Origin of the sequence: Alteribacter natronophilus, from assembly GCF_006007885.1 — a bacterium.
GTDB classification, from domain to species: domain Bacteria; phylum Bacillota; class Bacilli; order Bacillales; family Salisediminibacteriaceae; genus Alteribacter; species Alteribacter natronophilus.
Genome location: NZ_VCRO01000005.1, coordinates 107967 through 134715 on the forward strand (window position 1 = coordinate 107967; position 26749 = coordinate 134715).

The following is a 26749-nucleotide window of genomic DNA, read 5'->3' on the forward strand; positions in this document are numbered from 1 at the left end:
CTTGTGGATACTTTTCTGTGGATAAACTGCAGTTTAACATGTGGAAAATGTGGGTAAAGCTGTTCATACACCAGAGTGAAAGTCCACAGACTGTTGATAACATTGTGGGTAATGTGAATAACCTTGTTTATGTCCCCATGCTTCTGATCAGGAGGTAGTTCAGTTTGTGGAGATGCAGGTGTTCATCCGAAATAAAAGGGAAAATCACCGGCTGGTACTGGTTCGGCACGTACATATATAAGTACGTATACAGCTGAACGGTCCGTGATTTCCGTTCAAGCAGGAATCCAATGGCATCCTGATACGAATCAGGTATTGAAAAGTCCGGTTCCTCCAGCTTTACAGAAGTTCCGCTCAGCTGTTTATAGATCTGTCTGAGAGTGTCACACTGTGAGCGTTCCTCGGTCCGCATGCCATAGATCAGGCGCTCGGCAGTCTCATCCCGTGACATACCGATTACGTAATCGAGAAGCACTTCATCCTGGCTCTCGCGGCCGATTACCTGTCTCAATAACCGCAGAACTGCCTCCATCTGCCTGGCGGAAGTTCCCCCATAACTGTGGTAGGAATTAGGATACACGTTTTGATCTCCACCTTTTTTCAGCTTCTTCCCCATTGTATGTGGACAGTGAACAGAATATTTTTCAACATTGTTCGCAAAATTGTAACAATTGCTGTCAAGAAAACCGTAGATTTTCCTTTATAATAATTATCAGAATAGTTAGAAACGAAGTGAAAGGAGTAATCATATATGCGCAAGCGATTTCACCGGAGTTTTGAGGAACTCGTTGAGGAAAACAGAGATCAGCTTCTCAACGATCCTGACGCCATTTATCAGATAGAGAAGAAAGTCGATGACAGGCATGCTGAGGAAAGTACCACGTCCAAGGAATAAATTGAAAGCGCTCTCTGAACTTATCAGGGAGCGCTTTTTTTCACCAGAATACCTGTGCCAATTCGAAATAAAAAGCGAAATAAAAAAAAGCCTCTTTAATATCCGTAACCGTACGTTGTCACTGATAGCACAATGACAGCCGTCATCGTGCTATATACAATCGCACCGGATCGGAAATAAAAAGAGGCTTTTTTTATTGTGGATCAGGCGTAGTGTTTCAGCAGCGTCTGCAGCTTCAGTGCGTGGGAAAGGTCTCCCTTTACTTTCAGCTTCCCGCTCATATACGCCATCGTCGGGTTCAGGTCACCCTCAGCAAGCTTAAGAAAGTCCCTGTCCTTCATCTGCAGGGTAATGTCGGTATCTCCGGATTCCCCTTCGATATAATCAGCCTTTTTATCCCGGATCTGAAGCTGGTAAACTCCTGCTTCTTCTCCGCTGAGGTTAAAGGTATACCCTGCGTTCACACCGTCCAGATACTCGGGATTCCCGTTCATTCTGCCTGTCAGTTCCGAAAATTTCTCTTTTACCGCCATATTGCCATATCCCCCTAAGTAAAAATGAATAGTCATTCACTTTACTACTAATACGACAAAAACCGGTTAATTCCTCTTAAAGAGCTTAATATTTTTTTAACCTGATGAGTGGGGAAGTATTCTCCAGGTTTGTGTGCTGAGAAACTTTTCCTTTCCGGTGCGCTCCGTCGACTGTTAAGGTACACTTAGTTATATTTAGTTTCTTCCGTGGTTATGAGCGATTATAACGAGGAACAAAGTCACGTATTGTTCCCTTTAAAAAAAACACAGCGGTCATCCGCTGTGCTCCGGTAATTATTCAGTGGGCGTGTTCCTGTGTTCAGCAAGACGATCCACTTTCGTATTAATGCTGTGAAGAGATTCCTGTACTTTAAAAAAGATAATTAAAAGTTCGCAGTAAATACGGACGAGGAGTGGTCCCACTACAATGACAAAGAGTCCAATCAGTACGGAAACACCGCCATCAAACATCGTAATAAATCCCAGCAGAACGGAAAAACCTGCCCCAATCCAGAAAATAATCTTAATAATCATTGGTGTAATCATCCGGTTAAAATTGAGAAAATCCTGCATGTGCTGCACCTCCTTTACTCCTGTAACTTTATACCAGGTGAGAATAAAGTGCTATGCGTCACCTGTAATCAGGAGGAAAAGTCCCGGTTCGTGGCAGTCGGTCGCTATTATTTATGGGACTAATATGCAATCGTGACTCGGGTCCGGCCAGGGAACTGGCCAGTCGGATCATTACATGCCTATTTTTTCTGAGTTATGGTGTGGGTACAGGCCCGTCATTTCATTACACCTCTATTTATCCCGAGTTATGATGCGGCTACGCGGCAGCAGGATCATTACACCACTCTTTTCCCGGGTTATGATATAACTCCACCATACTTATAGCGTCCCCCGCTTCAACCCTGAAAAAAGAAAAGAGGCCTCACCGGCCCCTTCTACACACTTTCTTTTGTTACACTGCTTTTATCCAGCTTTGCTGCGATCTGTTCCTGCACGCTGTTCGCGATCTGAATTGTATCCATATCCTTCTGGCTCTGATGAATCCTGATCGGCTCCGAAACTGTCACCTTCACGTCAGCCGGCTTCATGAGGTTTTTGTTTGCCTCCATAATTTTATACGAACCATCGATTGTAACCGGAAGAATGGCCGCACCGGATTTCAATGCCAGCTTGAAACTTCCCTGCTTAAATCGCCTCACAGGACCGCCTTTACTTCTCGTGCCCTCCGGAAAAACAACAAGATTATGGCCGTTTTTAAGCTGCCTGACACCGTCAAGGATGGCTTTAATCGACTGACGCCGATCCTTTCTGTCCATAAACACACAGCGAAGTTCTTCCATCCATGACGCTATAATGGGCAGTTTTTTCACTTCTTTTTTTGAAATAAACCCGGTCTTGAGACCAAGATAGCCCAGTATAATCGGAATATCAAAATTCCCCTGATGGTTGCATACGATCAGGACAGGTTCGTCATGCGGAACATTTGCCTTTCCCTCTACATGGATTCGGGCACCACTCAGCCTGACAAGGCTCTGTGCCCATTTTTCTGCCTCTTTGTGCACATTCCGGTCTGCTTCTTCTTCCCGTCCTTCTGCCCGAAGCTTCCTCACACGCCTGAGTACAGGAATGGTTTTCAGGAGGTAAAGCCAGAAGTAGGCAAACCAGATTAAGGTTCTGATTATACTCATATACTCGTTTCGCCTCAGTTTTCCTCTGAATTCTTCTGCTTTATTATAACAGAGTGATGCCCGGTATGCGGCTTATTTTTCCGATGAGTGAGCTTCCTGCCGGGAGGGTAAACCAGTAACAGAACATCGATTGAAGGAGTGAGGATTATGAAACGCGTACAGGGAATTGTCCATGGAAAAGTCCAGGGCGTAGGTTTTCGCCACTTTACGAAAGTAACAGCTGCCGAACACGATATTAAAGGCTGGGTCCGTAATCTTTCCGACGGGACAGTGGAGTTTGAAGCAGAGGGACCGGAGAGCAGCATCCGCCGTTTTATTGAAGACATTAAAAAAGGTCAGCGGCCGGCTAAAGTTGAGAGCGTGGAGACGAACGACATTCAGCCTCTGAAATCCGAAACACGGTTCAGGCAGCGGAAAACGAGATAAAAGGACTTATTGTGAACAGTCTGGTTCCTGTTAACACTTTCAATTACAAAGAGGCTGAGCCAGAAGTGTTTTCCAGACGAAAATCCGAACAATCAATATGCGGCGCAGGTAAATCGCTCCTGAAATATTCGCCGCTTTCCGCGGGAAGCGGCTGAGCCTCCGCGTGCTTCGCTACTTAAGGGGTCTCACCTGCGCTTTTCCTCCCGCAGGAGTCGGCGAATATTTCATCCGCTTGTCAGCTTTTGTTCGGATTCTCATCTAAACACTTTCCTTATGTCCCAGCCTCTTAACTGTTTAATCCTCTTCAGGAGCACCGAAAGACTGGAAAACGGTGCGATCCTGATCAGGATAAATTTCCCTTCCGGCAACCTCATTTATAATTTTCATATTGCGGTGAACGGCAAGGCCGAGGTTCGTTGCCCCGGCGCCGTGGGAGTGTTCGATATTTGTAACTGTAAAAAAGTTATTCGGCCTTTCATCCCTGAACACGAGCCGGTAATCACGGGTCACTTTGAAACGTTTATCGTCCTCCCACTCCAGATCATCTGAGAACTTCTCCAGCCATTCGGGAATATTCGGTTTATAACCTGTTGCAAGAACAATTTTATCTGCAGGAACCCGGTACTCCCTTTCCTCCATCCACTGGCGGCAGGTAACCTGGTATCTGCTGTTCCCTCCGGTTTCAATCTTTTCTACATCGCTGGATGAGCGGATCGTCACAGGGGCCCGGTCTTCCCCGATCGACTTGTGGTACATCAGATCGTATATTTCATGAAGTGTCTTTTCTTCCACCCCGTTGCGGATATGGTAGAGATTCGGCAGCTCTTCCTCTCTTTTATCAAATGGGAGCCGGTGAAAATAATCCACGTACTCAGGTGAAAAAATCTCCTGACCCACTTTTCCCGACTCGAGCTGGAAGAAACCCGGTGAACGGGTAACCCAGTGGAGGCGGTAGCCGAAATGGTTCTGTCGCTGAAGCAGATCAAGGAACACTTCCGCAGCGCTCTGCCCGGACCCCACTACAAGAATGTTTTCCGCATCACTAAACGTATCACGATGACAAAGATACTGACTCGTATGAACGACATCCTGCACAGGAAATTCGTCAAAGCCATCCGGTACCATCGGGACACTTCCGGTTCCCATTACCACATGTCTGGTAATGTACTTTTCCGTCACCTTCGCTTCACGGTCCTCCACTACGACTTCGTATAAATGCTCACCGTTCCTGTGAAGATCCCTTACGTCCGTCACACGCTTCCCGAAGTGACAGCTGTTAAGCTGGCCGGCTACCCACTGGGCATAATGGTTATATTCCGTTCGCGGGATGTCGAAGCGGTTAAAAAAGAAAAACTTATGAAGCCTGTTTTGTTTGTGAAGGTAATTAATAAATGAATACGGACTCGTTGGATCGGCAAACGTCACCAGATCCGCCAGAAACGGCACTTGAAGATCTGCTCCTTCAATGAGCATTCCCGGGTGCCAGTTGAATTCTGCTGTTTCGTCAAAAAAAGCAGCTGTTATGTTATCAACAGGATCCAGAAGAGCGGCCATTCCCAGATTAAACGGGCCGATTCCAATCCCGATTACATCGTATGGATCAGTTGCTGTCATGTATTGGTCCCTACTTTCCCGTCCGCTTATTTCTTCTGCGACCATATGCCGCCGAAGGAAAAATTCAGTTGTGCTGATACAGTAATAAATTTTTGAAAATGCTTCGTCAGTTGTATCTGATTTTCTTGTTTTACCCTCTTTTCTCCCAATTTAAGCACGCACCCTCAGTTGACGGTCTTCCCCCGGCACATTAAACTGATACAAATCGACTGTTTCCGAAAGGGGATTCATCATGACAGTAAAAGATCAGATCACTTCGGCTAAAGGCGCTGTGCCAGCCGATACTGTAATAAAAAACGGTAAAATAGTAGACGTATTTAACCGCACCGTCATCGAGGGGGAGGATGTAGCCGTCAGCGGCGGCATGATCATTGGAATTGGCCGCTACGAAGGAAGGGAAACGGTTGATGCCGGGGGCCGTTTTATCGTTCCGGGTCTTATTGACGCCCACGTACATATTGAATCATCGATGATGACACCGCAGAATTTCAGCAGAACCATCGTTCCCCGGGGTGTGACTACAGCGGTTACTGACCCCCATGAAATCGCGAACGTACTCGGCACAAAAGGGATCTCCTATATGATTGAAGACGGAAAAAAATCCGCAGCCGACCTCTATACGATGCTTCCCTCGTCGGTGCCGAGCACACCCTTTGAGACGGCCGGGGCAGCGCTGACCTCCCGGGACCTCGCTGTATTCCTTGAAGATCACGCTGTTCTCGGTCTGGCGGAAGTAATGGATTATCCAGCTGTAGCAGAGGCATCCGATGATATGCTCCGGAAAATTACATTGGCACGTAAGGCGGGAAAGACCGTGGATGGCCACGCTTCCGGACTGCCGGAAACTGCACTGAACGTTTACAGAACCGCAGGTATCGAGACCGATCACGAGTGTACGACGGCAGATGAAGCACGGGAGCGGATCCGCCGGGGATTCTACGTTATGCTGAGGGAAGGTTCTGTGGCAAAGGACGTCCTCGCCCTGCTCCCTGCGGTTACAGAAGCGAACAGTCACCGTTTTCTTTTCTGTACCGATGACAAACATCCCGATGATCTTCTTGCTGAAGGCTCCATTGACCACAACATCCGGCTTGCTGTGGCGAGCGGCCTGTCTCCTGTTACAGCTATCGCCATGGCGAGTCTCAATACCGCGCTGTGCTACGGCCTGAAAACAAAAGGAGCAGTCGCACCAGGCTGCGAAGCAACTTTTTCACTGGTTGAGGATCTGCATGATTTCAGGGCTGATGAAGTGTACGTTAAAGGTGTTCTCACCGCCCGTAACGGTAAGATGATTGATGCACCCTCGGAAACCGCTCCGCTGCCGTCCGCACTGACCGGCACAGTCAGACCCGGTCAGGTTCAGGCGGAGGATTTTACAATTGAAATTGGCACAGAGGGCAATGCCAATATCATCGGTGTCCAGGCCAACTCCCTGATTACCCGACACCTGGTTGAAAAAGTGAACGCAGATGCATCCGGCCGTTTTATACCCTGTGTGGAAAAAGATCAGTTAACGATGGCTGTCGTCGAGCGTCACGGCAAAACAGGCGGAAAAGGTGTCGGTATCGTAAAAGGACTTGGCCTTAAAAAAGGTGCCGTTGCCACAACCATTGCCCACGACTCCCACAACATCATCGCGGCAGGGACGAATGAAGGAGACATTGCGTCTGCTGTAAAAGCTCTCGCAGATCAGGAAGGCGGCTTCGTGATCGTGCTCGACGGCAGCACGATTGCCTCTGTACCCCTTCCTCTGGCCGGCCTCATGAGCCTCAGCCCGGCACTTGAACTGGCAGAACAGCTGGAGGGTCTTCACAAGGCGTTTGGTAAAGTGGGAACCGAGGGGGGATTCAATCCTTTTCTTACCCTGTCCTTTCTCGCTCTTCCGGTCATCCCGTCCCTTAAACTGACTGATAAAGGACTGTTCAGCACGGAGAAAATGGCTCATATTCCTGTCGGAACACGTTTACACTGACGGGAGCGGGAAATTGTTCAGAAGGTTTTCCAATCCAGGACGGTGCTGAGCATTTCCAACGGCGGCAGGTGATCCGGGGAACATAGCCCAACCAGCCCTGAAGGAAACTATTCAGGGCACCGTGAGAGAGAAAGAGGTGAGGTCCCTTGGCAGAAAAAGAGCAAAGAGAGCGCTATGCTGTCTGGTTCCGGAGCGACTTCCGGCTCGAGGATCAGGCCGCACTCTATCACGCTTTGGAAACAGTCAGACATAAAGGCGGCGAATGGTTCGCTTTTTTTCACCTGGAACCTGCTTTTACAGAAAGCATCGACCTTCATCACGATTATTTTTTCCGCACACTCGAGCATTTCCGCTCCTCCTGTAAAGAGGCAGGCATTCATCTCCACATTGTCTGCGGAGAGCTTGAAGAAGTGCTCGAGCGGTTTCATAAAACTGTTCCGGGGTGGAAGGCGGTATTCTTCAACAGAGACGATGCAGGGGTAAACGGGAACCGGGACGAACAGGCCAGAGCGTGGTTTGATGATCATAACATCGACTATTTTGACTACGAGGATGCCCACCTTCACGGCCCCGGGGAAATTACTAAACAGGACGGCACACACTACAAAGTATTTACCCCCTACGCGAAAGCCTGGGGAAAAGAACACAAACCTGAGTGCTACGATATTGATATCAGGGCGCTGGCCGACTATCATGCAGACCTTGAGCCCATCCATGAAAAGGGTGAAACCTTCTTTACAGAGGAAGTTCTCTCACGATGCAGCGGTGAATGGAAAGCGATTGGACCGGAACTTGCAAAGGATCGTCTCGAAACCTTTATGGATGAACGCCTCACCTCCTATAAAGACGAGCGCGACCTCCCTGACAGGGCAGCCACGAGCCGCCTTTCCCCGTATCTTAAAACGGGGGTCCTTTCCCCCCGTCAGGTCTATCACAGTGCGGCTGCCCGGCGCGAGGACGCAGGATCGGGAGCCGAAACGTACATTACAGAACTCGCCTGGCGCGATTTCTACTACATGATTCACTACTTTTATCCGGATGCAAAGGATCAGGAAGTATCCGCACAATACAGGAACCTGGACTGGAATGACAGTGAAAAATACTTTAATGTCTGGAAGGAAGGCCGGACCGGATTCCCGATCGTAGATGCAGGCATGCGCCAGCTGAACGAGACCGGCTGGATGCACAACCGGCTCCGGATGATTACTGCCTCTTTTCTGACGAAGGATTTTCACATCGACTGGCGAAAAGGTGAACAGTACTTCCAGCAGAAACTGATCGACTACGACGCCTCATCCAATATCGGAGGCTGGCAGTGGGCTGCTTCGGTTGGTACTGATGCTGTACCGTATTTTCGTGTCTTCAATCCCACGACTCAGGGTAAACGCTTCGATCCCGAGGGGACGTTTATACGGAAATATGTTCCGGAGCTTGAAAGGGTACCGGACAAGTACATTCATGAGCCGTCAAAAATGCCGGAAGAGGTGCAGATGGAGTCCACATGTGTAATTGGTGAGGATTACCCCATGCCGGCAGTCGACCACAAAACCCAGCGTAAAAAAGCCATTGAGATGTTTAAGGGGGAGAATTAATGGAATTTCGCAAACTCAAAAAAGATGAAATTAACCGAAGTATCGAGATGTCCGAATTCGCCTTTCAGTACGAACTTTCGGACGAGGAACGGGAGGACCGCCTCAAGTGGATCGTCCCGGAGGAAACGTGGGTAGCTTCCGAAAAAGGTGAACTCTTATCCAAGGTTACAGTGATGCCATTTCATGTTTATATAGATGGCCAGGCATACGCCATGGGCGGTGTGTCGGGTGTGGCCACCTGGCCCGAAAAGCGCCGTTCCGGGCTTGTGCGCACACTGCTGGGCATGTCGCTTGAGGAAATGAAAAGAAACGGACAGACCGTCTCCTTTCTTCACCCCTTCTCCGTTCCTTTTTACCGGAAGTTCGGGTGGGAGATGTTTGCATGGAAACGAACTGTTGACATTCCCCGGGAAAAACTGCCGGCCCGAAAATCTGTCTCCGGCTCCGTGGAACGTGTAAAGAAGGATCCCGCCATTCTGGGACCCGTCTACGATCAGTGGGCGAGCCGCTATAATGCCACCATCAGGCGCACCGATGAATGGTGGGAACGCTCCATCTTCAAGCGGAAAAAAGGGCACGCTGCCGTTTACCGCAACGGGGAGGGCACAATCCGCGGTTACATTATCTATACAGTAAAAGAGGAAACGATGACCGTTAAGGAGCTCGTCCATCTGGACGCCGATGCCCGTAACGGTTTGTGGAATTTCATTTCCAACCACGACTCCATGATCGAAAATGCAGAACTCACTCTGCCGGGAGATGACAGCACGATGCTGATGCTGGACGATCCTGATGCTGAACAGACTGTCATCCCCTACTTTATGGCCCGCATAGTGGACGTAAAACCATTTCTGGAACAGTACACAGCCGAAAAAGCGCTCACGGAACCGGTAATCCTTCACATTGATGATGCCTTCTGCAACTGGAACACAGGTACCTATATTCTGAAGCCTGATTCTGAGGAAAACGGTGTGCTTGTGGAACATTACGCAGGAGCCTCCGAAGGGTCATCGTGTGCTCATCCCCCTAAACGGGGACTGAGTATGGATATTCAGACCCTGAGTGCTGCCGTGTTAAACGCCCATCCGGCACAACTTCTGTATACCGAGGAACGAATCCTCGGGACCCGGGAGGAACTGGAGCGCTTCAAATCTCTCGTTTCAGACCGGCCTGCGTATTTCTATGATTTCTTTTAAATATAGAGCCGCTTCCGGGCCGGTGCCGGACAGCGGCTTTTTTTCTGCGTTCAGCCGAAACAGAATCCCTCTGAAAAAAGAAACCCCGGATCCCGCACATTCACATGCACTGGACCCGTGGGTACTGTTTTATTCCCAGATTTTCCGCATTGCCTTGATGGAGCCTTCACTCTGGCTGTAACGGAGCGGGATATCGAATTTATTTGTCTGCTTCAGTACACTCTTGCTGTGGGAGAACGTGTCAAAGCTGGACTTCCCGTGATACGCCCCCATTCCGCTTTCACCGACACCGCCAAACGGGAGATGAGGTGTGGTAATGTGCATAAGAACATCATTCAGACAGCCGCCCCCGAATGAGAGGTTCTCAAAGATAAGGGACTCGGTTTCTTTCCTACCCGTAAACAGGTAGAGTGCGAGAGGGTTAGGCCGCTTACGGACGAGATCGATCACTTCCATTTCCTCTTCAAAGCTGATCATCGGAAGGATCGGTCCGAAAATCTCCTCTCCCATCACCGGGTCATCAAAGGTCACCTTGTCCATAATTGTCGGTTCAATAAAACGGTCCTCCCGGCTGTGTGCTCCGCCGTAGACGATTTTGTCCGGATCCAGAAGTGCTGTAATCCGGTCATGGTGCTTTTCATTGACGATCCGCGGATAGTCCCTGTTTTCCTCAACAGCCTGTCCGTGGAATTTCTTGATGTACTTCACAAGATACTTGTACAGTTTCCGTTTCGCTTTTTCCTGGACGAGGATATAGTCGGGCGCTACACACGTCTGGCCGGCGTTAACAAACTTGCCCCAGACAATCCGCTTGGCTGCCAGCTTCACATCGGCGTCTTTCATAACAATTGCCGGACTTTTACCGCCGAGCTCCAGCGTTACAGGTGTGAGGTGCCTGCTGGCTGCTTCCATCACTTTTTTACCGACTTCCACACTTCCGGTGAAAAAAATATAATCCACGTTCTGCTCTAGAAGCCCTTTAGAAACAGAGGCGTCCCCTTCCCGCACTGCAACATATTCTTCCTCAAAAGTGGATTCCACAAGCTCACGGACAACCCTGCTCGTGTGCGGTGTCATCTCCGAAGGTTTCAGAATTGCTGTGTTGCCTGCAGCCAATGCTCCGATCAGGGGAGCCATAACGAGATGAAACGGATAATTCCAGGGACCGATTATTAACGTAACTCCGTACGGTTCCTTATAAATGTAACTCGCTGAGCCCATATGGGTAAGAGGGGTCTTCTCTTTTTTCGGTTTGGCCCAGAGATCGATATTTTTAATCATGTCCTTAATTTCACTGTAGAGAAAGCCAATTTCAGTCAGGAATGCTTCACGTTTTGATTTGCCGAGGTCGCGGTAGGCAGCGTCAATAATCTGATCCTCCCGCTCTCTGATCGCATCTTTCAACCGGGTCAGCTGTTCCACCCGAAATGCAACCTTCTTTGTTTCCCCGCTGTAATAATAGCGGCGCTGTCTGCTCACTAGAGCCTCGTACTGGCTGTCCATAAGCACTCTCCTTTTCGCCGTTGTTCTATCTTTTTTTCCTTCTCCGCTCATTTGATTTTTTCATTTTCACACCGGCAGTGGCCGGCTGTTTCCGGATCCATTTTAAAAACTTACGGATTTTATCATCATCCCTGAGGCGTTCGATCGAGCCGAGTCGGAGGGCAATTTCCCGGTTTGTATACAGGTTATGAATCTGTCTGTGGCAAGGTGGGCAGAGCATGACCGTTTCGAGAAAGGTTCCCCCTTCTTCTTTTGGAATGAGATGATGCTCAGTCAGCCTGACTCCTTCACGCTGGCAGAGTTCGCACGTGCCCCTGTGGTTTTTCATTACCCTTTCCTCCGCTTCTGTCCCGGATGCTTATCCCTATCTTATGCCAAAACTGCAAAAAGCTCCAATTTCAAGTCAGTCAAGCGGGTCCCTGCCGGTTCCGTACCTGAGAACATCGTAAAGGGCCTTCCCGTCGCTTGGGTGCCCCTCTCCGTACTCTACGGGCAGAAGCGCAAAAAACATAAAGTACAGGGAAAAATAAGCAAACTGGTAAAAGACCATGTGCGGGGGCAGGAAGCCTGCATGAATTAGAGAATTAACGATGATAATCGTGAGTAAATTAAAAAGAGGCCCTCCTAAATAGACGAGCGCATGGGATAATCGGTTACTTACTTTCAGTTCTTTTATCTGACAGAAGGAATCGAGAAAATACACTCTGCGAAGCTCGAATCCCCCCATTTTAAACAGCAGTTTCCCTCTTCCAAGGGTAAAGGCAATTTTCCCTCCGAACAGCCGGGTAAAAGCATAATGACCCAGTTCGTGGATGAGGGCAACGAGCGGCAGAATAATGAAAAAAGCCCAGATTGCTGAAGGGATATCTGACCATCCGAACACTAAAACGATGCCACCTTTCCTAATAGTGCTTCTGCTTACCTTATTTCCTTAAGGAAAATGCCCTAAACAGTGATTCCCTCAATCACGTATTTTTTTATAATTCCATCATTAATAAAAAAGCACCCGGCTGACCAGGTGCCTCCCACCACTTGCCCATATAAGAAAGTTTCAGCGGCGTATTCGTTCAGCTTTCAGTTAGAAAGTACTCAACCGCCTGCTTAAGATTCTGGTAAACTCTGATCCTGTCAAATTCAATTTCAAGACCTGCAAAATCAGCGGCAGTCTCGTGCCGCACACCCGTCAGGATCACTTCTACGCCAAGAATCCGAAGAACTTCAATGAGCCTCACCAGTATATCCCCCAGCTCCTCATCGAGAGAGGTAATCCCGGAGAGATTAATGGCAAGCTTTGAAAATCTTTCATTCCGGCAGATTTCTGCCGTTTTTTCCACGATGATCCACTTCTGCTCATCCCGTAAAATTGGCGGCAGCGGCAGCACCCCTACTTCATCCGAAAGCGGTACGACATTAACTGTCATATCAAGAATCATCCGCTTCATATCCTCTTCACGGCGCCGCTGATGCGTCAGGTCCGTAAAAAGCGTGACAATGCAGGGATTTCCTTCACTATCTTTGAACCTGGTTGTATGCGTGTCCAGATAGAGTGTCTTCTCACCCATTGTGAAAGACACTTTTCTGCTTAAGTCTTCCTCATCGGAATCAATGATCTGCGTCAGAATCCGGCTGCTCGCAGGGAGATCTTTAAAGATCTTATGCAGATGTCTGCCAATGACCTCCTCTTCTTCAAGACCGAATAACTCTGTGTAGGCTTTATTAATTGCTCTTACGATGTAATCCTCCCCGGACATTATGGCCGGCTGCTGCATTTGCCTGAACGCTTCTTTATACATGTGGTCTGCTCCTCCCGAATTCTCCTCTTATTACATTGTACCTCACCGAAGTTGCCAATTGAAGGAAAACAATTGACACAACTTTTCTGCCGCGTTATGATGTATCCGGCCTAAAACTAACGACCGTTCGTTAACTAATGAGAAAAACGGAGGAACACCAGATGAAAGAAAGAGGTAAAGCAATCCGTACAGCTGCTCTTCACCTTTTTGCCGAGGAAGGTTATGAAGGGGCTTCGTTATCCAAAATAGCAGGACGGGTCGGGATCAGGAAGTCATCCCTTTATAATCACTGCAGCAGCAAGGAAGATCTGTTCCTCTCCCTTGTGGAGGAAGTATACAGCCGGTACATCCAGGAACTTAAAAAGATCGTGAGTGGATCAACGGGGACAGCTGAGAAGAAACTGTACAGCACGTTCATAGCCACCACTGACTTTATTACAAGAGAAGGCACCGGGCGCTTTTACATGCACTTTCTTCTGTTTCCCCCCTCCGAGCTTGAGGAGAAAGTCCGTACCCGTTTCCTGTCCTTTGAGGAAGAAACGAATCAGCTGCTTCTTCCTGTACTTAAGAAAGGAATAGCTGACAGGGAAATCCGGGACTCAGACCCCTCCATACTCCTTCATGCGTTTTACTGCATGATTGACGGCATGTCATCCCAGATGTTCTATTACCCCGCACTTGAAGCGGCACAGAAAAGAGAGCACGCGTGGGGGATTTTCTGGCGGGGAATCAGACACGGGAAAGAGCAGTGAGGTGAATAGCAATGTTTGAACTTCTTTGGCAATACACAATGATCTTTATAATGGCAGCACTTCCGTGGCTTGAAATTCTCGTGGTGATTCCGATCGGGATCGGGATTGGCCTGAATCCGTTTGGGGTCGGCCTCGTATCCTTTCTCGGAAACTTTCTTCCTGTCCTTCTCATCGTCTATCTGATGAAGTGGTTCCAGTCAACCAGCTGGTACATCCGTCGCAGGGAAAAGCGGAAGCGGAAGAAAGAGGCAGAGGAGGAAGCTGCCGTTACGGAAAAAGAGCAGCGCCGGCTGGCAAAGAAACAGCATCGAAGGGAACGGGCCGGCAGAATTTTTGAGAAATACGGGCTACCGGGTCTCGCTTTCCTCGGACCCGCAGTAACCGGTATACACCTGGCTGCTGTTATTGCTCTCTCCCTTAATTCCGGCAAAACAGCAACCACAGTGTGGATGGGAGTGAGCCTGCTGGCGTGGACGATTTTGCTGACTGTAGTTTCATACTACGGTTTTGATTTTATATTATAAGTGAAACCGCAGTCCGCAGTGCGAAGTACGACTGCTGTAACGCAGAGTGGCTGGGACATAAGTATTTTTACAGACGAAAATCCGAGCAGCCAATATGTGGTACAGGTAAATTGCTCCTGAAATATTCGCCGCTTTCCGCGGGAAGCGGCTGAGCCTTCGCGTGCTTCGCCCTGCGGGGTCTCACCTGCGCTTTTCCTCCTGCAGGAGTCGGCGAATATTTCATCCGCTTATCAGCTTTTTGTTCGGATTCTAATCTAAACACTTTTCTGATGTCCCATCCTCCTTTTTGTGAAGAATTCTATTCACTTTAACAAAGGATTACTGATTTCTCCCCCGGGCATCAACCTCCCACTCGCCCACAACAGTGTCATCTTCCACAAGCAGGTACCTGTCATACAGGTTGACCGCCGTGCAGGCATGGTTTGGGATGATCCGCACTTTTTCTCCAAGACTGACACCGGAAACATCCCCGGTTCCATCGAGAATTCCGTGTTCCTCCGACAGCCTTGTCATCTCCCGGCCTTTGAGGGCTTCCGGTTCCGTAAACGTACCAAACCCCTTGATACTGTCGTTCCCGTGAGCTCCTTTTTCAAGCGTCAGGGATTTACTCCCGGCATCAAAAATGATTCGGCCGTTTTTACGGGAAGCTACGGTGGCAGAAACCGTCAGTGCGCACTCCTCAAGTGAACACACCCCGAGCCCTGCCTGGACCCCGTCGAATAAAACAGCGTTTCCCGGCCGGACTTCGGTGATCCCCTCATGTGCCCCGGAAATTTCGTATGTGGGCGTTGAGCCGACGCTCCTGTGCTCAATCCGGATGCCTCTTTTTTCACAGGCTGCTGCAGACAAAAGAACAGCCCGGGCCTCATCGTGGGCTATGTTTTTACGATGGTCCTCACCCTTCGCCCCGTACGCATGTCCGGCGTGAGTGTAAAGCCCCTTCAGCTTCAGGCGTTCGTACGACTGCAGTTTTTCCGCCAGCTCTGCAGTTTCCTCACCGGGTTCCGTTCCGCACCTGTTCAGTCCGGCATTTACTTTTATCCACACTTCCAGCTGGACCGTGTGAGCTTCGGCTGCTTCACTCAACAGGGCTGCGTGTTCAGCTTCATCGACTGTAGCAATGAGCCGGACACTCTTACTCAAAGCCGCCAGCCGGCTGCATTTTTCCCGGTCCGAAAGAGGAAAAGCCAGCAGAATGTCACTGAACCCACCTTCGATCATGACTTCCGCCTCCGACAATGTTGCCACTGTAAACCCGCATGCGCCTTCCTGTTCCTGCAGACCGGCGATATTCAGACTTTTGTGAGTCTTGATGTGAGGTCTGAGCGAGACATTGTTTTCCCTGGCTGAACGCTGCATCCGTGCGATGTTCCGCTTCACTTTGGCGAGATCGAGAAGCAGCGACGGTGTTGGATAATCAGACCAGTGTTTCATATGTATCCCTCCCAAGTAAAGATTTACACGGCTTTGTTCTTCCTCTTTTATGCTAAAATAAATCGGTCGAAATTCATACATGTTTTTGCCGAACCGCCCCCAGAAAATAAAGGGCGCCAACGCATGTGTATCTCATAATGCCATTACATTACAGGAGGCATGTTCATGCAGACTCTTACATACAGCCAGCCGCCTCTTGATTCAGACAATCAGGATGTTGCGGTTCTTCTTGCTGACGAAAAAATTGGAACTGTGACACGGTACTTCCCATCCAGGGTACACGAACTCATGAACCAGTTCGTCCCGAACCAGTGGGCTCACCTGAAACTCGAAACACCGGAAGGAAGCCGTTATTCCATAGTTCAGACCACAGGAATGATTCCCGGCCGCCAGCGTATGTGGAACGTTCTTGAAGGTAACCGGATTGCAGGAAAAATTACAGAGGAACTCACTCCTCAGGCCCAGGTTCATACACTCACCTATTCAGGCGAGGACATGACAGTACAGCTTAAAAAAGGCCACATCCGCGGCACCTCGAAGAAAGGGACTCTTGAAGTTTCCGGCACCGGAGACGGGGCAGCAGCCTGTGAAGGTGAAAGCGACTATATCCGAAACGGCATTACTACGTCCCATACCGTGACCGTCCGTGGCGAAAGTGAAGCACCGCTGTTCATTGCGGCACTCAACTACCTGCTGAGGCTTACCGACCGCGGATAGCCTGAAAGAAAATCCCCCTTCATGTGTGGAAGGGGGATTTTATGTTTTCAAAGAAAAATAATGCCGCTGGGCTGGGTGGTATTAATGGGTACTCTCCCACTCCTCCCGCAGAATTCCCATTTTAACCGAGTCATAATACCTGCCTTCATGCAGCCTGCATTTCCTGATTCTCGCTTCCTCCTGAAATCCCAGTTTCTCCCCCACTCTGATCATCCGTTCATTTCCCGACCATGTCGTATAGCCGAGCCGTGGTATTGCAGGGAAACGTGCAAAAAGATCGTCGACCCACAACCGGAAGGCTGTTGAGCCATACCCGCCATTCCAGTATGCCGGGTTAAAAATAACGATTCCGATTTCCATCCAGTTTGACCGTTCGTGCTCCCAGAAATATGTGACAGTGCCAATTACCGCATCGTCGGCGATGATCAGCTTCTGGTGGTCAGCCCCGTTCTCCAGCTGCTTCTTCATCCCTGCAGACCACCGTTCGTAACTGACTTTTTCAAGCGGAAAATAAGGAGCGTCCCATTTCTTGAATTCCGGCTCCTCTTCCCCGTATATGAGCTCCCACAGAACGGGAAGATCCTCTTTTTCAGGGTTTCTCAGACTCACTTTCAGATTTTCCGATATTTCAGTTTTTCTGCTCAAACACGTCACTCCCAATCTCAGACTTCGTTTTCTTTCATCCACTTGTCCATTGCCTCGATATCCTTTGAAAACACCCTGTCCCCGGTGATGGATGGGACAACAGTGCGGCCTGCATCGTAAAAACGGCGGGTCGCTTCACCCATCCGCTCCACGCCACGATGTTCTGCTGCCTGCATGGCACAGATCGCTTCGATCGCCAGAACTTTACGCGCGTTTGCCGTAACCATCGCTGCGTGTCTCGCACCGGTCGTTCCCATGCTCACATGATCCTCCTGGTTTGCCGACGACGGAATCGAATCCACGCTCGCCGGATGTGCAAGGGTCTTATTCTCCGAAACGAGGGAAGCCGCCACGTACTGAAGAATCATAGCACCGGACTCCAGTCCCGGCCGGGGACTGAGAAAGGCAGGCAGGTCGTTCAGCTGCGGATTCACCAGGCGCTCAATCCGCCGCTCCGATATGCTGGCCATTTCGGCCACACAGATTGCCAGAAAGTCCATGGCAAGCGCCACCGGCTGGCCGTGGAAATTACCACCGCTCAGCACTTTTTCTCCATCGTCAAACAAAAGCGGGTTATCAGTCGCTGCGTTCATCTCCGTTTCAAGCTGCTTTTTGACGTATGCCAGCGCTTCCCTGCTCGCCCCGTGGACCTGGGGAATACAGCGCAGGGAGTAGGCGTCCTGGACACGAAGCTCCCCCTGCCTTGTGACCAGCCGGCTGCCGGAGAGGTTATCGCGCACTCTCTGCGCCACCGCTGTCTGCTCACTGTGGCCCCTTGCAAGGTGAATGTCCTCGTCAAATGCGTCAACGATCCCACGGAGACCTTCCAATGTCACCGAGGCGATCGTATCCGCCTGATCAAACAGACGCTCAGCCTCAAGACAGGCGAGAGCGCCCACCGAGGTCATTGCCTGCGTGCCGTTAATCAGTGCCAGGCCTTCTTTTGCCTCTAACGTGAGCGGCTTGAGACCCGCTTTTTCCAGTGCCTGGGCGGCGGCAATTCTCTCTCCGCCCATAACCACATCGCCCTCACCGAGGAGCGCGAGAGCAAGGTGGGCTAGAGGAGCAAGATCACCGCTCGCTCCGAGCGATCCCTGTGACGGGACGACGGGGTGGATCCCTTCGTTCAGAAAATCAATGATCTGATTCACTACTTCAATCCGGACGCCTGAAAATCCTTTGAGCATCGTATTGACTCTCAATAGGAGCATCCCCCTGCTCACGTCCTCGGAAAAAGGCTCTCCCGTTCCGCAGGCATGGGAAAGAATCAGGTTTTTCTGCAGCGTCACAACATCTTCCTTCGCAATTTTCACGTCGCTGAACTTTCCGAACCCGGTGTTGATGCCGTACACCGTCTGTCCGTTATTCACGATCTTTTCCACGGCCCTCCGGGAATTCGCCACACGTTCCAGCGCTTCTTCGGATGCCTCTACTTTTTCGCCGCCGGTAACTGCGCGGTGGAATTTCTCCAGTGATAAATCATTTCCGCTTAAAATCATCCTTTTCACAACCTTTCCTGAAGTACTATGGTAAAGCACGAAAAAAGAGGCACGGGATGAAAAATCAACTATGATTTTTCACCCGTACCTCTGTCTGTTTTTCTGTATGAATCTGTCTTGATCTGAAAACCATATTAACCAGATCCTTTCAATTGTACCTTCTTTTATTTTATGAACAAAAATTGCGAATAGTCAATCGCTCAAACGAAAGCTTTCGTACGGAAGTTCTCTGACACGACACCGCGAAAGTGCGGTGTTATAATCAGGGAGTGAAAAGCCTTACATATATGAAGGGAGTCGAATCACAATGAACGAAGTAACGCTGAATAATGGTGTCCGCATGCCTCAGCTCGGCTTTGGTGTCTGGCAGGTTGAAGAGGAGCACGCAGCAGAAGCGGTTCTTTCAGCGATTGACGCCGGCTACCGCTCCATCGACACGGCAGCGATCTATAAAAACGAGCGGGGGGTCGGTGAAGCACTGGCAAAAACAAATGTGCCCCGCGAGGAACTTTTCATTACGACGAAAGTGTGGAACAGCGATCAGGGATACGAAAACACACTGAAAGCGTTCGACGAGAGCCTGGAAAAACTCGGTCTCGACTACGTTGACCTGTATCTCATTCACTGGCCGACCCCGGAATACGATCAGTACGTGGATACGTACAAAGCCCTCGAAAAGCTTTACAGTGACGGCAGAGTAAAAGCGATCGGCGTCTGTAATTTTGACATTGATCACCTTGAGCGTCTGCTCGATGAGTGTGACGTGAAACCTGTCCTTAACCAGGTGGAGTGCCACCCCTACTTCGCCCAGAACGAACTGAAAACATTCTGCCGCGAGCATGACATCCTCGTGGAAGCGTGGAGCCCGCTCATGCAGGGGGGAGACGTACTAGGTGATGAAGCGGTCATGGCCATCTCCGAAGCACACGGCAAAACACCTGCCCAGGTGGTTCTCCGCTGGCACCTTCAGAACGGCTCGATTGTCATTCCAAAATCCGTAACGCCTTCCCGGATCCGGGAAAATTTCGATATATTCGACTTTGAGCTGTCCGAAAAGGAAATGGAGGCCATTAACGAACTGGACCGCGGCGAACGCAAAGGTCCGGCTCCTTCCGAAATGAACCGCCGTTAGTACATTTAAAGCCCGCAGACGCTGTCTTCAGCGCCGCGGGCTTTTTTGGAAACAAGCCCCTCCAGCCTCCATTCCTAATTTCCGCCATCCGTGCATATATATCGGATAGAAGCATACAGGAAAGGGGACTGACTATGGGTGTAAGATGCATAAAAGTATCTGCTGTTTATTTTGCCGTTGCCGTCATTCTCGGCCTTTACATGTCCATCGCCGGCGATTATTCCCTATCAAGTGTTCACGCGCACATTGCCCTTCTTGGATGGGCATCGTTTGCTCTTGCAGGCGTTATTTATCACCTTTTTCCCCGGGCAGGCGAAAACCGCCTCGCCTACGTTCACTTCTGGATTCATAACATCGGTCTGCCGGTCATGATGATCAGCCTTTTCCTCGTCATTACCGGGCAGGATCTGTTTCTCAGCTTTCTCCCGTTCGGTGCCATCCTCGTCGTTCTCAGCACACTCCTTTTTACGTACAACGTGCTCAAAAACGTCCGCAGCAGGTTTTAACCACGCCTCCCGGGCCGGCTCTGTAAAGGGCCGGCCCGTTACATATATCGCCGGCAGCCATAGCAGGATTTCGCCCCACCTTTGAAGAAATAATACTTTCAGGAATTATGTACGAAAGGAGGCGTAAACCCATGCTCTCACTTCTCATCGCCGACCGCGATCCTGAGGAATGCAGGGGACTTCAGTGGTTTGCAGAACGTGCGCCTTTTGACTTCCGGAAAGTGACTTCAGCCTCGACCGGAGCAGAGCTGAGCAGCCGGCTTCAGGAGCACTCTTATAATATCGTAATTATCGAACTGGACATGTTCGAAGGAGCCATGCCCGAATCGGTTCTCTCCCGGCTTCACGCTCTGCAGGATGTCCAGATCATTGCTATTTCAGCGGAAGCCACCTATGAAAAAGCCCGGGAAGCCCTGGCGCTGGGAGCACTGGATCTGCTTATAAAACCCCATCCTGTTACCAGGCTCCAGGCCCTTCTCGGAAAAGCGGTACAAAGCTGCCGTCGGGCTGAGCCTTCTCCTGGTGAAGAGAAATTACCGGCCCGCCCTGCCTATACATACACGGATCTGTTCACAAGGGAGACGGCTATGCCGGTGCCTCAGGCAGCCATGGCTTTTACCAGCGCTTCCCCTGATGACGTTCAGGAGCTTTCCGGGGAAGTCCGCAGACAGTTTCACACCGATCAGGTGAGTGTGCTTACATTAAGCGATTCCGTTATATGCCTTGCCGGCAAAAAGCCGGACGAGCTTCTTCCCCGGACGCGAAATGTCCTTACGGTATTCAGCGAAAAGTGCAGCGGTACCGCATCTGCAGTAGTCTACCAGCCTGCCGTCTCCCTTTCACCGAAGGAGATTTACAGTCATCTGAAAGAAATGCTGCATATGACCTTCTATGAAGGCTATCATCAACTGTTCTCATTTACGGGGCCAATCACGTGGAAAAAGATTGATCCGTTTCTGACACCTTCTGAGCAGCGGGTGTGGGTGGATATGCTTCTTCACGGCCACACGGACAGGATTCAGGAATGGCTTTACTGTAACTTTCTCAACAGCAAACAACCCTACCCTGAGCCAAAGCTGGTCCGGACCAGACTCACAAGTGTTCTTGCCCAGGTCCGCCGGTATATGAGAATGTACCATCTGGACTCGGGAGAAAACGAATCCGCCTACCAGGAGCTGTATGAAGATATTCTGTCCGGCCCCACCGTGTTCAAAACAGTGCAGAACCTTCACCTGTTTATCCAGTCCACAATCGGCCGCGTAAAACGCCGCCAGGGCGTAATGGATCCGATTGAACGGGGTCTGCTGTACATGGAATCCCGTTTTTCCGATCCGGGACTTACGCTGGAAAAAGTCAGCAGCGAAGTGGGACGAAACCCGTTTTATTTCAGTGAACAGCTGTCAAAACAGACGGGAAGCGGCTTTCGGGCAACACTTACAGCGATCAGAATCCGTGAGGCGAAACGGCTGCTTGCGGACAGAACACTCACCATAAAGGAAATTGCTGCAGGATGCGGATTTCAGTCCTCAAACTATTTCAGCCGGAAGTTTAAAGAAAGGGAAGGCCTTACCCCGAAAGCCTACCGGTTAAGCTTAAAAGAGAAAAAGGAAAAGGAGACTGACCATGCAGATCAGAAAAGCCGCTGAAGGAGACGAAAAGGGAATTGCCGTCGTTCATGTGGACAGCTGGAAGGAAACGTACAGAGGAATCATTCCTGACAGTGTTCTTGATAACCGGACGTACGAACGACAGGAGAAGATGTGGAAAAACGCCATCGCATCGCTGCATCCGGACGGTTCAGACGGGCGTATCATTCTCGTTGCAGAGGATCATGACGGATCCATTGCCGGTTTTGCAACCGCAGGGAAAAACCGGAGTGATGAGTACCGCGACTCGTTTGACGCAGAACTCTTCGCCATTTATATTCTGCAGTCTGCACACAAAAAAGGAATCGGGCGCAGACTGACTGCTGAACTCTCCCGGTTCCTTGTGGAAAAAGGATACGAATCCATAATGGTCTGGGTACTTAAAGACAATCCGGCCGTTCGTTTTTACGCCCGTCTCGGCGGCCGTCCTGTCGGGAAACGTACAGAGGAAATCGGCGGTGCCGAACTCGAGGAATTAGCCCTCGGATGGGAGCTTGAGGAAACACTCAGTGATGAATAAAGGAGAAGCGAAGCCCCTGTGCAGGGGTTTTGTTTTGCTGCGGAAAAGTGTTCATTCATTTTCCACTTCCCCGGACCTCGTTGTCATCGTTTCTGTAAATTCCCGGGCAAATTCACTGTAGTTGAAGTCCATGGCAAGCCAGTGATCCTGGCCGACTTCCTCTTCAAAGTCTTCCGCTTTTTCGGGTCGGAAATCCGAAATGCTCTGTCCGCGGGTTTCCGGTTCCACCGAAACGCTTACCGGCTTTTCAATGAAAGTAAAGTTTGCCGGGTTTGTATAGGCTGTAATCGTTACTACATCATGGAACGGGGCACCGTTGATTCCGGGTACAAGCCTCCCGTAGGCTTCCGAGTAAAACTCATATATCGGTTCTATCAGTGGAGTAAACGCATTAAACTCCTGACTTGTCACTTCGTTAATCATCTCATCCGTCACGATCGCATATTCGGTTACATTAAGGGGCACTATGGCAACGTTTTCTGCCCGTTCCATAATCAGATTTGCCGCAATCGGGTCGCCGTGAAAGTTCGCCTCAGCCAGAGGAGTCACGTTCCCCGGCACAAGAAAAGCCCCGCCCATGAGGAAGATCCCATTTACTTGATTCATTATTTCCTCACCACCGAGGATAAAAGCCATGGCAAGTGAAGTCAGTCTCCCTACATCGATGATCGTGAGGTCATTTCCATGCTCCTCGATCAGATCAAACAGATCAGTGAAATTAAGCAGTTCCTCCTCGATTTCAACCGGAACTTCAATCGGCCCAAGTCCCTCCTCTCCGTGAATTTCCGGATAGTAGGAAACCAGTTCTCCTGAAAGCGGGAATTTTGCTCCTGCAAAAACAGGGATATCATCGCGGCCGGCAAGCCGCAGAAGATAAACCACATTATCGGTAGCCTGCTCCTGTTCCACATTTCCGTAGCCGCTCACAACCCCGACGAGCTCAACGTCAGGATGGAGGAGTGCAAACATAATTGCCATTGAATCATCGATTCCCGGATCTGTAAAAAGCAGCACCTTTCCCAATTCGCCCACTCCTTCCTTCTCCTATACTATGCCACTTCTGTTAGTCAAATGAGCCTCGTGTATACCCTCAGCTCCCCTGAATGCCTGATGCAAATAAAAATCCCCGCAAATCTGACGCCGGGACAAACCCATAAAAAGAAAATAGGCCCCACCACCGGTGTGAGCCCTTTATTGGCTTAAGTATTCTATTGGCTGATTGTTCAAAAATAAACCCGCTTGTATTCTTACCTGTTATTCTGGTTTTTGCTTCGCATCAATGTCTCTGTAAACACTTCCACAAAACGGTCGTAATCAAAATCAACTGCGATCCAATGATTCTCCCCTACTTCTGCTTCGAACCCTTCCGCCTCAACAGGACGAAAATCCGAAATACTCAGCCCTCTTGTTTCCGGATCCGTCGATACGCTCACCGGCTTTTCAATAAACGTAAAAATCTCCGGGTTTGTATACGCCATGACTGTAAGAACGTCATGAAAAGGGGCGCCGTCAAGACCGGGCTGAAGTTCGCTGTAAGCTGCCGAATAGAAAGGGAAAATTTCCCTCACGACCGGGGTAAGCGCATTGTAATCTTCCCGGGTTACGATTTCCACCATGCGGTTTGTGACCATAGCATCACGGGTCACGTTAAGAGGAACAATCGCCAGGTTTAATGCCCTTTCCATAACCAGGTTCGCTGCAATGGGATCTCCGTAAAAGTTTGCCTCAGCAAGAGGAGTTACGTTCCCCGGAACGAAAAAAGCCCCTCCCATCACAAAAACACCGTTCACCTGATTCATCGTATCCTCACCGCCAAGATTAAACCCCGTGGCAAGAGACGTCAGACGCCCGATATCGATAATTGTCAGCTCATTGCCATAGTGTTCGATAATATCAAACAGGTCGGTAAAGTTTAATAGCATATCCTCTGTGATCGGCCCCAGTTCGATCGGGCCAAGTCCTTCCACTCCGTGAATTTCCGGATAAAATTCGATCGTTTCCCCCGACAAGGGAAACTGGGATCCTGCAAAGATCGGAACATCCTCTCTTCCTGCCAGCTCCAGAATAAAACGGACATTCTGAGTTGCCTGTTCCTGACCCACATTTCCATATCCCGTTACAATCCCGACGAGCTCAATATCCGGATGAAGCAGGGCATAAATAATGGCCATCGTATCATCAATTCCCGGGTCAGCATAAAGCAGTACTTTTCCCAATCCCGCTCCCCCCCCCTTTCTTTAAAATAACCTATGTCATCATCAGGAGGGGGGTGAATGCTGCCTGCCCTTTCCCTGACTCATGCGCCACAAGCCTCTTCCATCCTTTATTCGTACTGTAAAAACTGGAAGTGTGTTCTTTTTACTGAAATTTCAGTACAAAAATCAAATATAAATGCTGTTAATCCAATATGAAAGCACTATTTCCCCTCCCCCCTTCCCGCTATACTTTATGAAACACTGAAAACAGGAAGGTGATCTGATGAAACAGGTACGAACAATCAGAAGCAGACGCGGAACAGAACTTGAAACAAAAGGATGGGTCCAGGAAGCAGCTCTCCGGATGCTTTGCAACAACCTTGACCCGGAAGTTGCCGAACGTCCGGAGGACCTCGTCGTCTACGGCGGAATCGGAAAAGCGGCCCGAAACTGGGAAGCATTTGACGCGATTACCGATTCCCTCAGAAATCTTGAGAACGATGAAACTCTTCTCGTCCAGTCCGGCAAACCGGTTGCCGTGTTCAAGTCACACAGTGATGCGCCGCGTGTGCTGATTGCCAACTCCAACCTCGTGCCTGCATGGGCCAACTGGGATCACTTTCAGGAGCTCGAAAAAAAAGGACTGATGATGTACGGCCAGATGACGGCGGGCAGCTGGATTTACATCGGCAGCCAGGGCATCGTCCAGGGAACGTATGAAACGTTCGGTGAGCTTGCCAAGCACCACTTTGACGGAAGTCTTAAAGGAACGATTACCCTTACAGCAGGCCTCGGAGGAATGGGAGGCGCCCAGCCTCTCGCCGTTACGATGAACGATGGGGTCTGTATCGCCATTGACGTGGATGAGAGCCGGATTCAGAAGCGTCTCGACACCCGCTACCTGGACCGGATGACCGACAGCCTGGAAGAAGCTTTAAACCTTGCCCGCCAGGCAAAAGCAATGGGGGAACCACTCAGTATCGGTCTCCTGGGTAATGCCGCTGAAATACTGCCGCAAATGCTTTCAGACGGGTTTGTTCCAGACGTTCTTACGGATCAGACATCGGCGCACGATCCTTTAAACGGCTATCTTCCTGCCGGAATGACGCTTGAAGAAGGAGAACGGATGCGCAAGGCAGAACCTGCAGCCTATGTAAAAAAAGCCAAACAAAGCATGGCCTCACACGTTCAGGCGATGCTCGACATGCAGAAGGAAGGTGCCATCACCTTTGATTACGGCAATAACATCCGTCAGGTCGCTTTTGACGAAGGCGTGGAGAACGCATTTGATTTCCCGGGATTCGTGCCGGCCTACATCCGTCCACAGTTCTGCGAAGGCAAAGGACCATTCCGCTGGGTGGCACTTTCAGGCGATCCGGAAGACATCTACCGGACAGACAAAGCAATTCTGGAAGCTTTCCCGGAAAACGAGCACCTGTGCAACTGGATCCGAATGGCTCAGCAGAAAATCCAGTTCCAGGGACTTCCCTCCCGAATCTGCTGGCTCGGTTACGGCGAACGGGCGCGGTTTGGAAAGATCATCAACGACCTTGTGGCAAAAGGTGAACTGAAAGCGCCGATCGTTATCGGCCGCGATCACCTCGATTCCGGCTCCGTCGCCTCACCGAACAGGGAAACGGAGTCCATGAAAGACGGCAGCGATGCTGTCGCCGACTGGCCGATCCTGAACGCGATGATCAACAGCGTCGGCGGTGCCAGCTGGGTATCTGTCCACCACGGCGGCGGCGTAGGGATGGGGTACTCCCTTCACGCCGGCATGGTTATTGTCGCTGACGGGACACCTGAAGCAGAGAAGCGCCTCGAGCGTGTACTCACTTCCGATCCCGGGATGGGCATCGCCCGCCACGTGGATGCCGGATACGACAAAGCGAAGGAAACAGCACGAAAGCACAATGTGAACATTCCAATGCTCGACCGCGAAGGAGGACAATAAT

At 50.1% G+C, this 26749-nt stretch carries 27 protein-coding genes; 13 read left to right on the plus strand and 14 right to left on the minus strand.

Features of this window, described 5'->3' with window-relative positions:
• Positions 1-127: 127 nt before the first annotated feature.
• Entirely contained in the window at positions 128-580 is a 453-nt protein-coding gene (locus FGB90_RS15660; protein WP_138811799.1) for a hypothetical protein, read from the minus strand.
• Positions 581-751: 171 nt separating this feature from the next.
• Here FGB90_RS15660 and FGB90_RS15665 point away from each other — a divergent pair, with 171 nt between their 5' ends.
• Entirely contained in the window at positions 752-895 is a 144-nt protein-coding gene (locus FGB90_RS15665; RefSeq protein ID WP_138811800.1) for an FbpB family small basic protein, read from the plus strand.
• Positions 896-1098: 203 nt separating this feature from the next.
• Here FGB90_RS15665 and FGB90_RS15670 read toward each other — a convergent pair whose 3' ends face one another.
• The 3 genes from FGB90_RS15670 to FGB90_RS15680 all read right to left on the minus strand — a co-directional run bounded on the left by FGB90_RS15670 (position 1099) and on the right by FGB90_RS15680 (position 3128).
• A complete protein-coding gene (locus FGB90_RS15670; RefSeq protein WP_171051870.1) occupies positions 1099-1428 on the minus strand; it encodes an SCP2 sterol-binding domain-containing protein in 330 nt (109 codons plus the stop codon).
• 294 nt (positions 1429-1722) lie between these two features.
• Positions 1723-2001, minus strand: coding sequence for a DUF4282 domain-containing protein (locus FGB90_RS15675; protein WP_138811802.1), 279 nt, complete (start codon positions 1999-2001; stop codon positions 1723-1725).
• 374 nt (positions 2002-2375) lie between these two features.
• Positions 2376-3128 carry a lysophospholipid acyltransferase family protein gene (locus FGB90_RS15680; protein WP_246056211.1) on the minus strand — a complete coding sequence of 251 codons (753 nt, stop codon included), beginning with the start codon at positions 3126-3128 and terminating at the stop codon, positions 2376-2378.
• A 147-nt stretch (positions 3129-3275) separates the two neighbouring features.
• On the opposite strand from FGB90_RS15680, the gene FGB90_RS15685 reads away from it, so the two are divergent.
• Positions 3276-3554 (plus strand): acylphosphatase, encoded by a 279-nt coding sequence (locus tag FGB90_RS15685; RefSeq protein WP_138811803.1) that lies wholly within the window; start codon positions 3276-3278, stop codon positions 3552-3554.
• A gap of 294 nt (positions 3555-3848) precedes the next feature.
• Here FGB90_RS15685 and FGB90_RS15690 read toward each other — a convergent pair whose 3' ends face one another.
• Positions 3849-5168, minus strand: a complete 1320-nt coding sequence (locus FGB90_RS15690; protein WP_138811804.1) for a lysine N(6)-hydroxylase/L-ornithine N(5)-oxygenase family protein — start codon at positions 5166-5168, stop codon at positions 3849-3851.
• 232 nt (positions 5169-5400) lie between these two features.
• Between FGB90_RS15690 and ade the strand changes: the two genes are divergently transcribed.
• The 3 genes from ade to FGB90_RS15705 all read left to right on the plus strand — a co-directional run bounded on the left by ade (position 5401) and on the right by FGB90_RS15705 (position 9928).
• A complete protein-coding gene (gene ade / locus FGB90_RS15695) occupies positions 5401-7140 on the plus strand; it encodes an adenine deaminase (RefSeq protein ID WP_138811805.1) in 1740 nt (579 codons plus the stop codon).
• A 146-nt stretch (positions 7141-7286) separates the two neighbouring features.
• Positions 7287-8732, plus strand: a complete 1446-nt coding sequence (locus tag FGB90_RS15700; RefSeq protein WP_138811806.1) for a cryptochrome/photolyase family protein — start codon at positions 7287-7289, stop codon at positions 8730-8732.
• Positions 8732-9928: a GNAT family N-acetyltransferase gene (locus tag FGB90_RS15705; protein WP_138811807.1), complete on the plus strand. Its 1197-nt coding sequence runs from the start codon at positions 8732-8734 to the stop codon at positions 9926-9928. The genes FGB90_RS15700 and FGB90_RS15705 overlap by 1 nt, the downstream gene beginning before the upstream one ends.
• 129 nt (positions 9929-10057) lie before the next feature.
• Here FGB90_RS15705 and FGB90_RS15710 read toward each other — a convergent pair whose 3' ends face one another.
• The 4 genes from FGB90_RS15710 to FGB90_RS15725 all read right to left on the minus strand — a co-directional run bounded on the left by FGB90_RS15710 (position 10058) and on the right by FGB90_RS15725 (position 13224).
• Positions 10058-11431, minus strand: a complete 1374-nt coding sequence (locus FGB90_RS15710; RefSeq protein ID WP_138811808.1) for an aldehyde dehydrogenase — start codon at positions 11429-11431, stop codon at positions 10058-10060.
• 25 nt (positions 11432-11456) lie between these two features.
• Complete coding sequence (gene hlpB / locus FGB90_RS15715; protein WP_138811809.1) at positions 11457-11759, minus strand: HNH nuclease-like protein HlpB; 303 nt, start codon at positions 11757-11759, stop codon at positions 11457-11459.
• Between the two features lie 75 nt (positions 11760-11834).
• The gene (locus FGB90_RS15720) at positions 11835-12314 is read right to left on the minus strand and encodes a site-2 protease family protein (protein ID WP_138811810.1); all 480 of its coding nucleotides are present in this window, start codon (positions 12312-12314) and stop codon (positions 11835-11837) included.
• Positions 12315-12498: 184 nt separating this feature from the next.
• Positions 12499-13224, minus strand: coding sequence for an STAS domain-containing protein (locus FGB90_RS15725; protein ID WP_138811811.1), 726 nt, complete (start codon positions 13222-13224; stop codon positions 12499-12501).
• A gap of 161 nt (positions 13225-13385) precedes the next feature.
• Here FGB90_RS15725 and FGB90_RS15730 point away from each other — a divergent pair, with 161 nt between their 5' ends.
• Both FGB90_RS15730 and FGB90_RS15735 read left to right on the plus strand, forming a co-directional pair.
• Positions 13386-13976 (plus strand): TetR/AcrR family transcriptional regulator, encoded by a 591-nt coding sequence (locus FGB90_RS15730; RefSeq protein ID WP_171051871.1) that lies wholly within the window; start codon positions 13386-13388, stop codon positions 13974-13976.
• 11 nt (positions 13977-13987) lie between these two features.
• Positions 13988-14500 carry a small multi-drug export protein gene (locus FGB90_RS15735; protein WP_138811813.1) on the plus strand — a complete coding sequence of 171 codons (513 nt, stop codon included), beginning with the start codon at positions 13988-13990 and terminating at the stop codon, positions 14498-14500.
• A gap of 318 nt (positions 14501-14818) precedes the next feature.
• Here FGB90_RS15735 and FGB90_RS15740 read toward each other — a convergent pair whose 3' ends face one another.
• The gene (locus tag FGB90_RS15740; RefSeq protein WP_138811814.1) at positions 14819-15934 is read right to left on the minus strand and encodes an alanine racemase; all 1116 of its coding nucleotides are present in this window, start codon (positions 15932-15934) and stop codon (positions 14819-14821) included.
• A 165-nt stretch (positions 15935-16099) separates the two neighbouring features.
• On the opposite strand from FGB90_RS15740, the gene FGB90_RS15745 reads away from it, so the two are divergent.
• Complete coding sequence (locus FGB90_RS15745; RefSeq protein ID WP_138811815.1) at positions 16100-16651, plus strand: hypothetical protein; 552 nt, start codon at positions 16100-16102, stop codon at positions 16649-16651.
• 81 nt (positions 16652-16732) lie between these two features.
• Here FGB90_RS15745 and FGB90_RS15750 read toward each other — a convergent pair whose 3' ends face one another.
• Both FGB90_RS15750 and hutH read right to left on the minus strand, forming a co-directional pair.
• Positions 16733-17296 (minus strand): GNAT family N-acetyltransferase, encoded by a 564-nt coding sequence (locus tag FGB90_RS15750; protein ID WP_246056212.1) that lies wholly within the window; start codon positions 17294-17296, stop codon positions 16733-16735.
• Between the two features lie 17 nt (positions 17297-17313).
• Positions 17314-18795: a histidine ammonia-lyase gene (gene hutH, locus FGB90_RS15755; protein WP_138811816.1), complete on the minus strand. Its 1482-nt coding sequence runs from the start codon at positions 18793-18795 to the stop codon at positions 17314-17316.
• Positions 18796-19102: 307 nt separating this feature from the next.
• Here hutH and FGB90_RS15760 point away from each other — a divergent pair, with 307 nt between their 5' ends.
• The 4 genes from FGB90_RS15760 (at position 19103) to FGB90_RS15775 (ending at position 22599) form a co-directional block, all read left to right on the plus strand.
• The gene (locus tag FGB90_RS15760; protein ID WP_138811817.1) at positions 19103-19927 is read left to right on the plus strand and encodes an aldo/keto reductase; all 825 of its coding nucleotides are present in this window, start codon (positions 19103-19105) and stop codon (positions 19925-19927) included.
• 134 nt (positions 19928-20061) lie between these two features.
• Positions 20062-20433 carry a cytochrome-c oxidase gene (locus tag FGB90_RS15765; RefSeq protein WP_138811818.1) on the plus strand — a complete coding sequence of 124 codons (372 nt, stop codon included), beginning with the start codon at positions 20062-20064 and terminating at the stop codon, positions 20431-20433.
• Positions 20434-20564: 131 nt separating this feature from the next.
• The gene (locus tag FGB90_RS15770; protein WP_171051872.1) at positions 20565-22079 is read left to right on the plus strand and encodes a helix-turn-helix domain-containing protein; all 1515 of its coding nucleotides are present in this window, start codon (positions 20565-20567) and stop codon (positions 22077-22079) included.
• Positions 22057-22599 carry a GNAT family N-acetyltransferase gene (locus FGB90_RS15775; protein ID WP_138811820.1) on the plus strand — a complete coding sequence of 181 codons (543 nt, stop codon included), beginning with the start codon at positions 22057-22059 and terminating at the stop codon, positions 22597-22599. The genes FGB90_RS15770 and FGB90_RS15775 overlap by 23 nt, the downstream gene beginning before the upstream one ends.
• Positions 22600-22650: 51 nt before the next feature.
• Here the strand turns inward: FGB90_RS15775 and FGB90_RS15780 are convergent, their stop codons facing one another.
• Positions 22651-23631 (minus strand): nucleoside hydrolase, encoded by a 981-nt coding sequence (locus tag FGB90_RS15780; protein WP_246056213.1) that lies wholly within the window; start codon positions 23629-23631, stop codon positions 22651-22653.
• Positions 23632-23846: 215 nt separating this feature from the next.
• Complete coding sequence (locus FGB90_RS15785; protein WP_138811821.1) at positions 23847-24815, minus strand: nucleoside hydrolase; 969 nt, start codon at positions 24813-24815, stop codon at positions 23847-23849.
• A 262-nt stretch (positions 24816-25077) separates the two neighbouring features.
• On the opposite strand from FGB90_RS15785, the gene hutU reads away from it, so the two are divergent.
• On the plus strand, positions 25078-26748 hold the full coding sequence (gene hutU, locus FGB90_RS15790; protein ID WP_438502707.1) for a urocanate hydratase: 1671 nt from the start codon (positions 25078-25080) through the stop codon (positions 26746-26748).
• Position 26749 lies beyond the last annotated feature (1 nt).

Coding starts and splice junctions, on each gene's coding strand:
- FGB90_RS15745 (WP_138811815.1), top strand. CDS start 16,100: ATGCAGACTCTTACATACAGCCAGCCGCCTCTTGATTCAGACAATCAG.
- FGB90_RS15670 (WP_171051870.1), bottom strand. CDS start 1,428: ATGGCGGTAAAAGAGAAATTTTCGGAACTGACAGGCAGAATGAACGGG.
- FGB90_RS15685 (WP_138811803.1), top strand. CDS start 3,276: ATGAAACGCGTACAGGGAATTGTCCATGGAAAAGTCCAGGGCGTAGGT.
- FGB90_RS15665 (WP_138811800.1), top strand. CDS start 752: ATGCGCAAGCGATTTCACCGGAGTTTTGAGGAACTCGTTGAGGAAAAC.
- hlpB (WP_138811809.1), bottom strand. CDS start 11,759: ATGAAAAACCACAGGGGCACGTGCGAACTCTGCCAGCGTGAAGGAGTC.
- FGB90_RS15705 (WP_138811807.1), top strand. CDS start 8,732: ATGGAATTTCGCAAACTCAAAAAAGATGAAATTAACCGAAGTATCGAG.
- FGB90_RS15735 (WP_138811813.1), top strand. CDS start 13,988: ATGTTTGAACTTCTTTGGCAATACACAATGATCTTTATAATGGCAGCA.
- hutH (WP_138811816.1), bottom strand. CDS start 18,795: ATGATTTTAAGCGGAAATGATTTATCACTGGAGAAATTCCACCGCGCA.
- ade (WP_138811805.1), top strand. CDS start 5,401: ATGACAGTAAAAGATCAGATCACTTCGGCTAAAGGCGCTGTGCCAGCC.
- FGB90_RS15765 (WP_138811818.1), top strand. CDS start 20,062: ATGGGTGTAAGATGCATAAAAGTATCTGCTGTTTATTTTGCCGTTGCC.
- FGB90_RS15760 (WP_138811817.1), top strand. CDS start 19,103: ATGAACGAAGTAACGCTGAATAATGGTGTCCGCATGCCTCAGCTCGGC.
- FGB90_RS15710 (WP_138811808.1), bottom strand. CDS start 11,431: ATGGACAGCCAGTACGAGGCTCTAGTGAGCAGACAGCGCCGCTATTAT.
- FGB90_RS15775 (WP_138811820.1), top strand. CDS start 22,057: ATGCAGATCAGAAAAGCCGCTGAAGGAGACGAAAAGGGAATTGCCGTC.
- FGB90_RS15680 (WP_246056211.1), bottom strand. CDS start 3,128: ATGAGTATAATCAGAACCTTAATCTGGTTTGCCTACTTCTGGCTTTAC.
- FGB90_RS15730 (WP_171051871.1), top strand. CDS start 13,386: ATGAAAGAAAGAGGTAAAGCAATCCGTACAGCTGCTCTTCACCTTTTT.
- FGB90_RS15675 (WP_138811802.1), bottom strand. CDS start 2,001: ATGCAGGATTTTCTCAATTTTAACCGGATGATTACACCAATGATTATT.
- FGB90_RS15690 (WP_138811804.1), bottom strand. CDS start 5,168: ATGACAGCAACTGATCCATACGATGTAATCGGGATTGGAATCGGCCCG.
- FGB90_RS15770 (WP_171051872.1), top strand. CDS start 20,565: ATGCTCTCACTTCTCATCGCCGACCGCGATCCTGAGGAATGCAGGGGA.
- hutU (WP_438502707.1), top strand. CDS start 25,078: ATGAAACAGGTACGAACAATCAGAAGCAGACGCGGAACAGAACTTGAA.
- FGB90_RS15740 (WP_138811814.1), bottom strand. CDS start 15,934: ATGAAACACTGGTCTGATTATCCAACACCGTCGCTGCTTCTCGATCTC.
- FGB90_RS15725 (WP_138811811.1), bottom strand. CDS start 13,224: ATGTATAAAGAAGCGTTCAGGCAAATGCAGCAGCCGGCCATAATGTCC.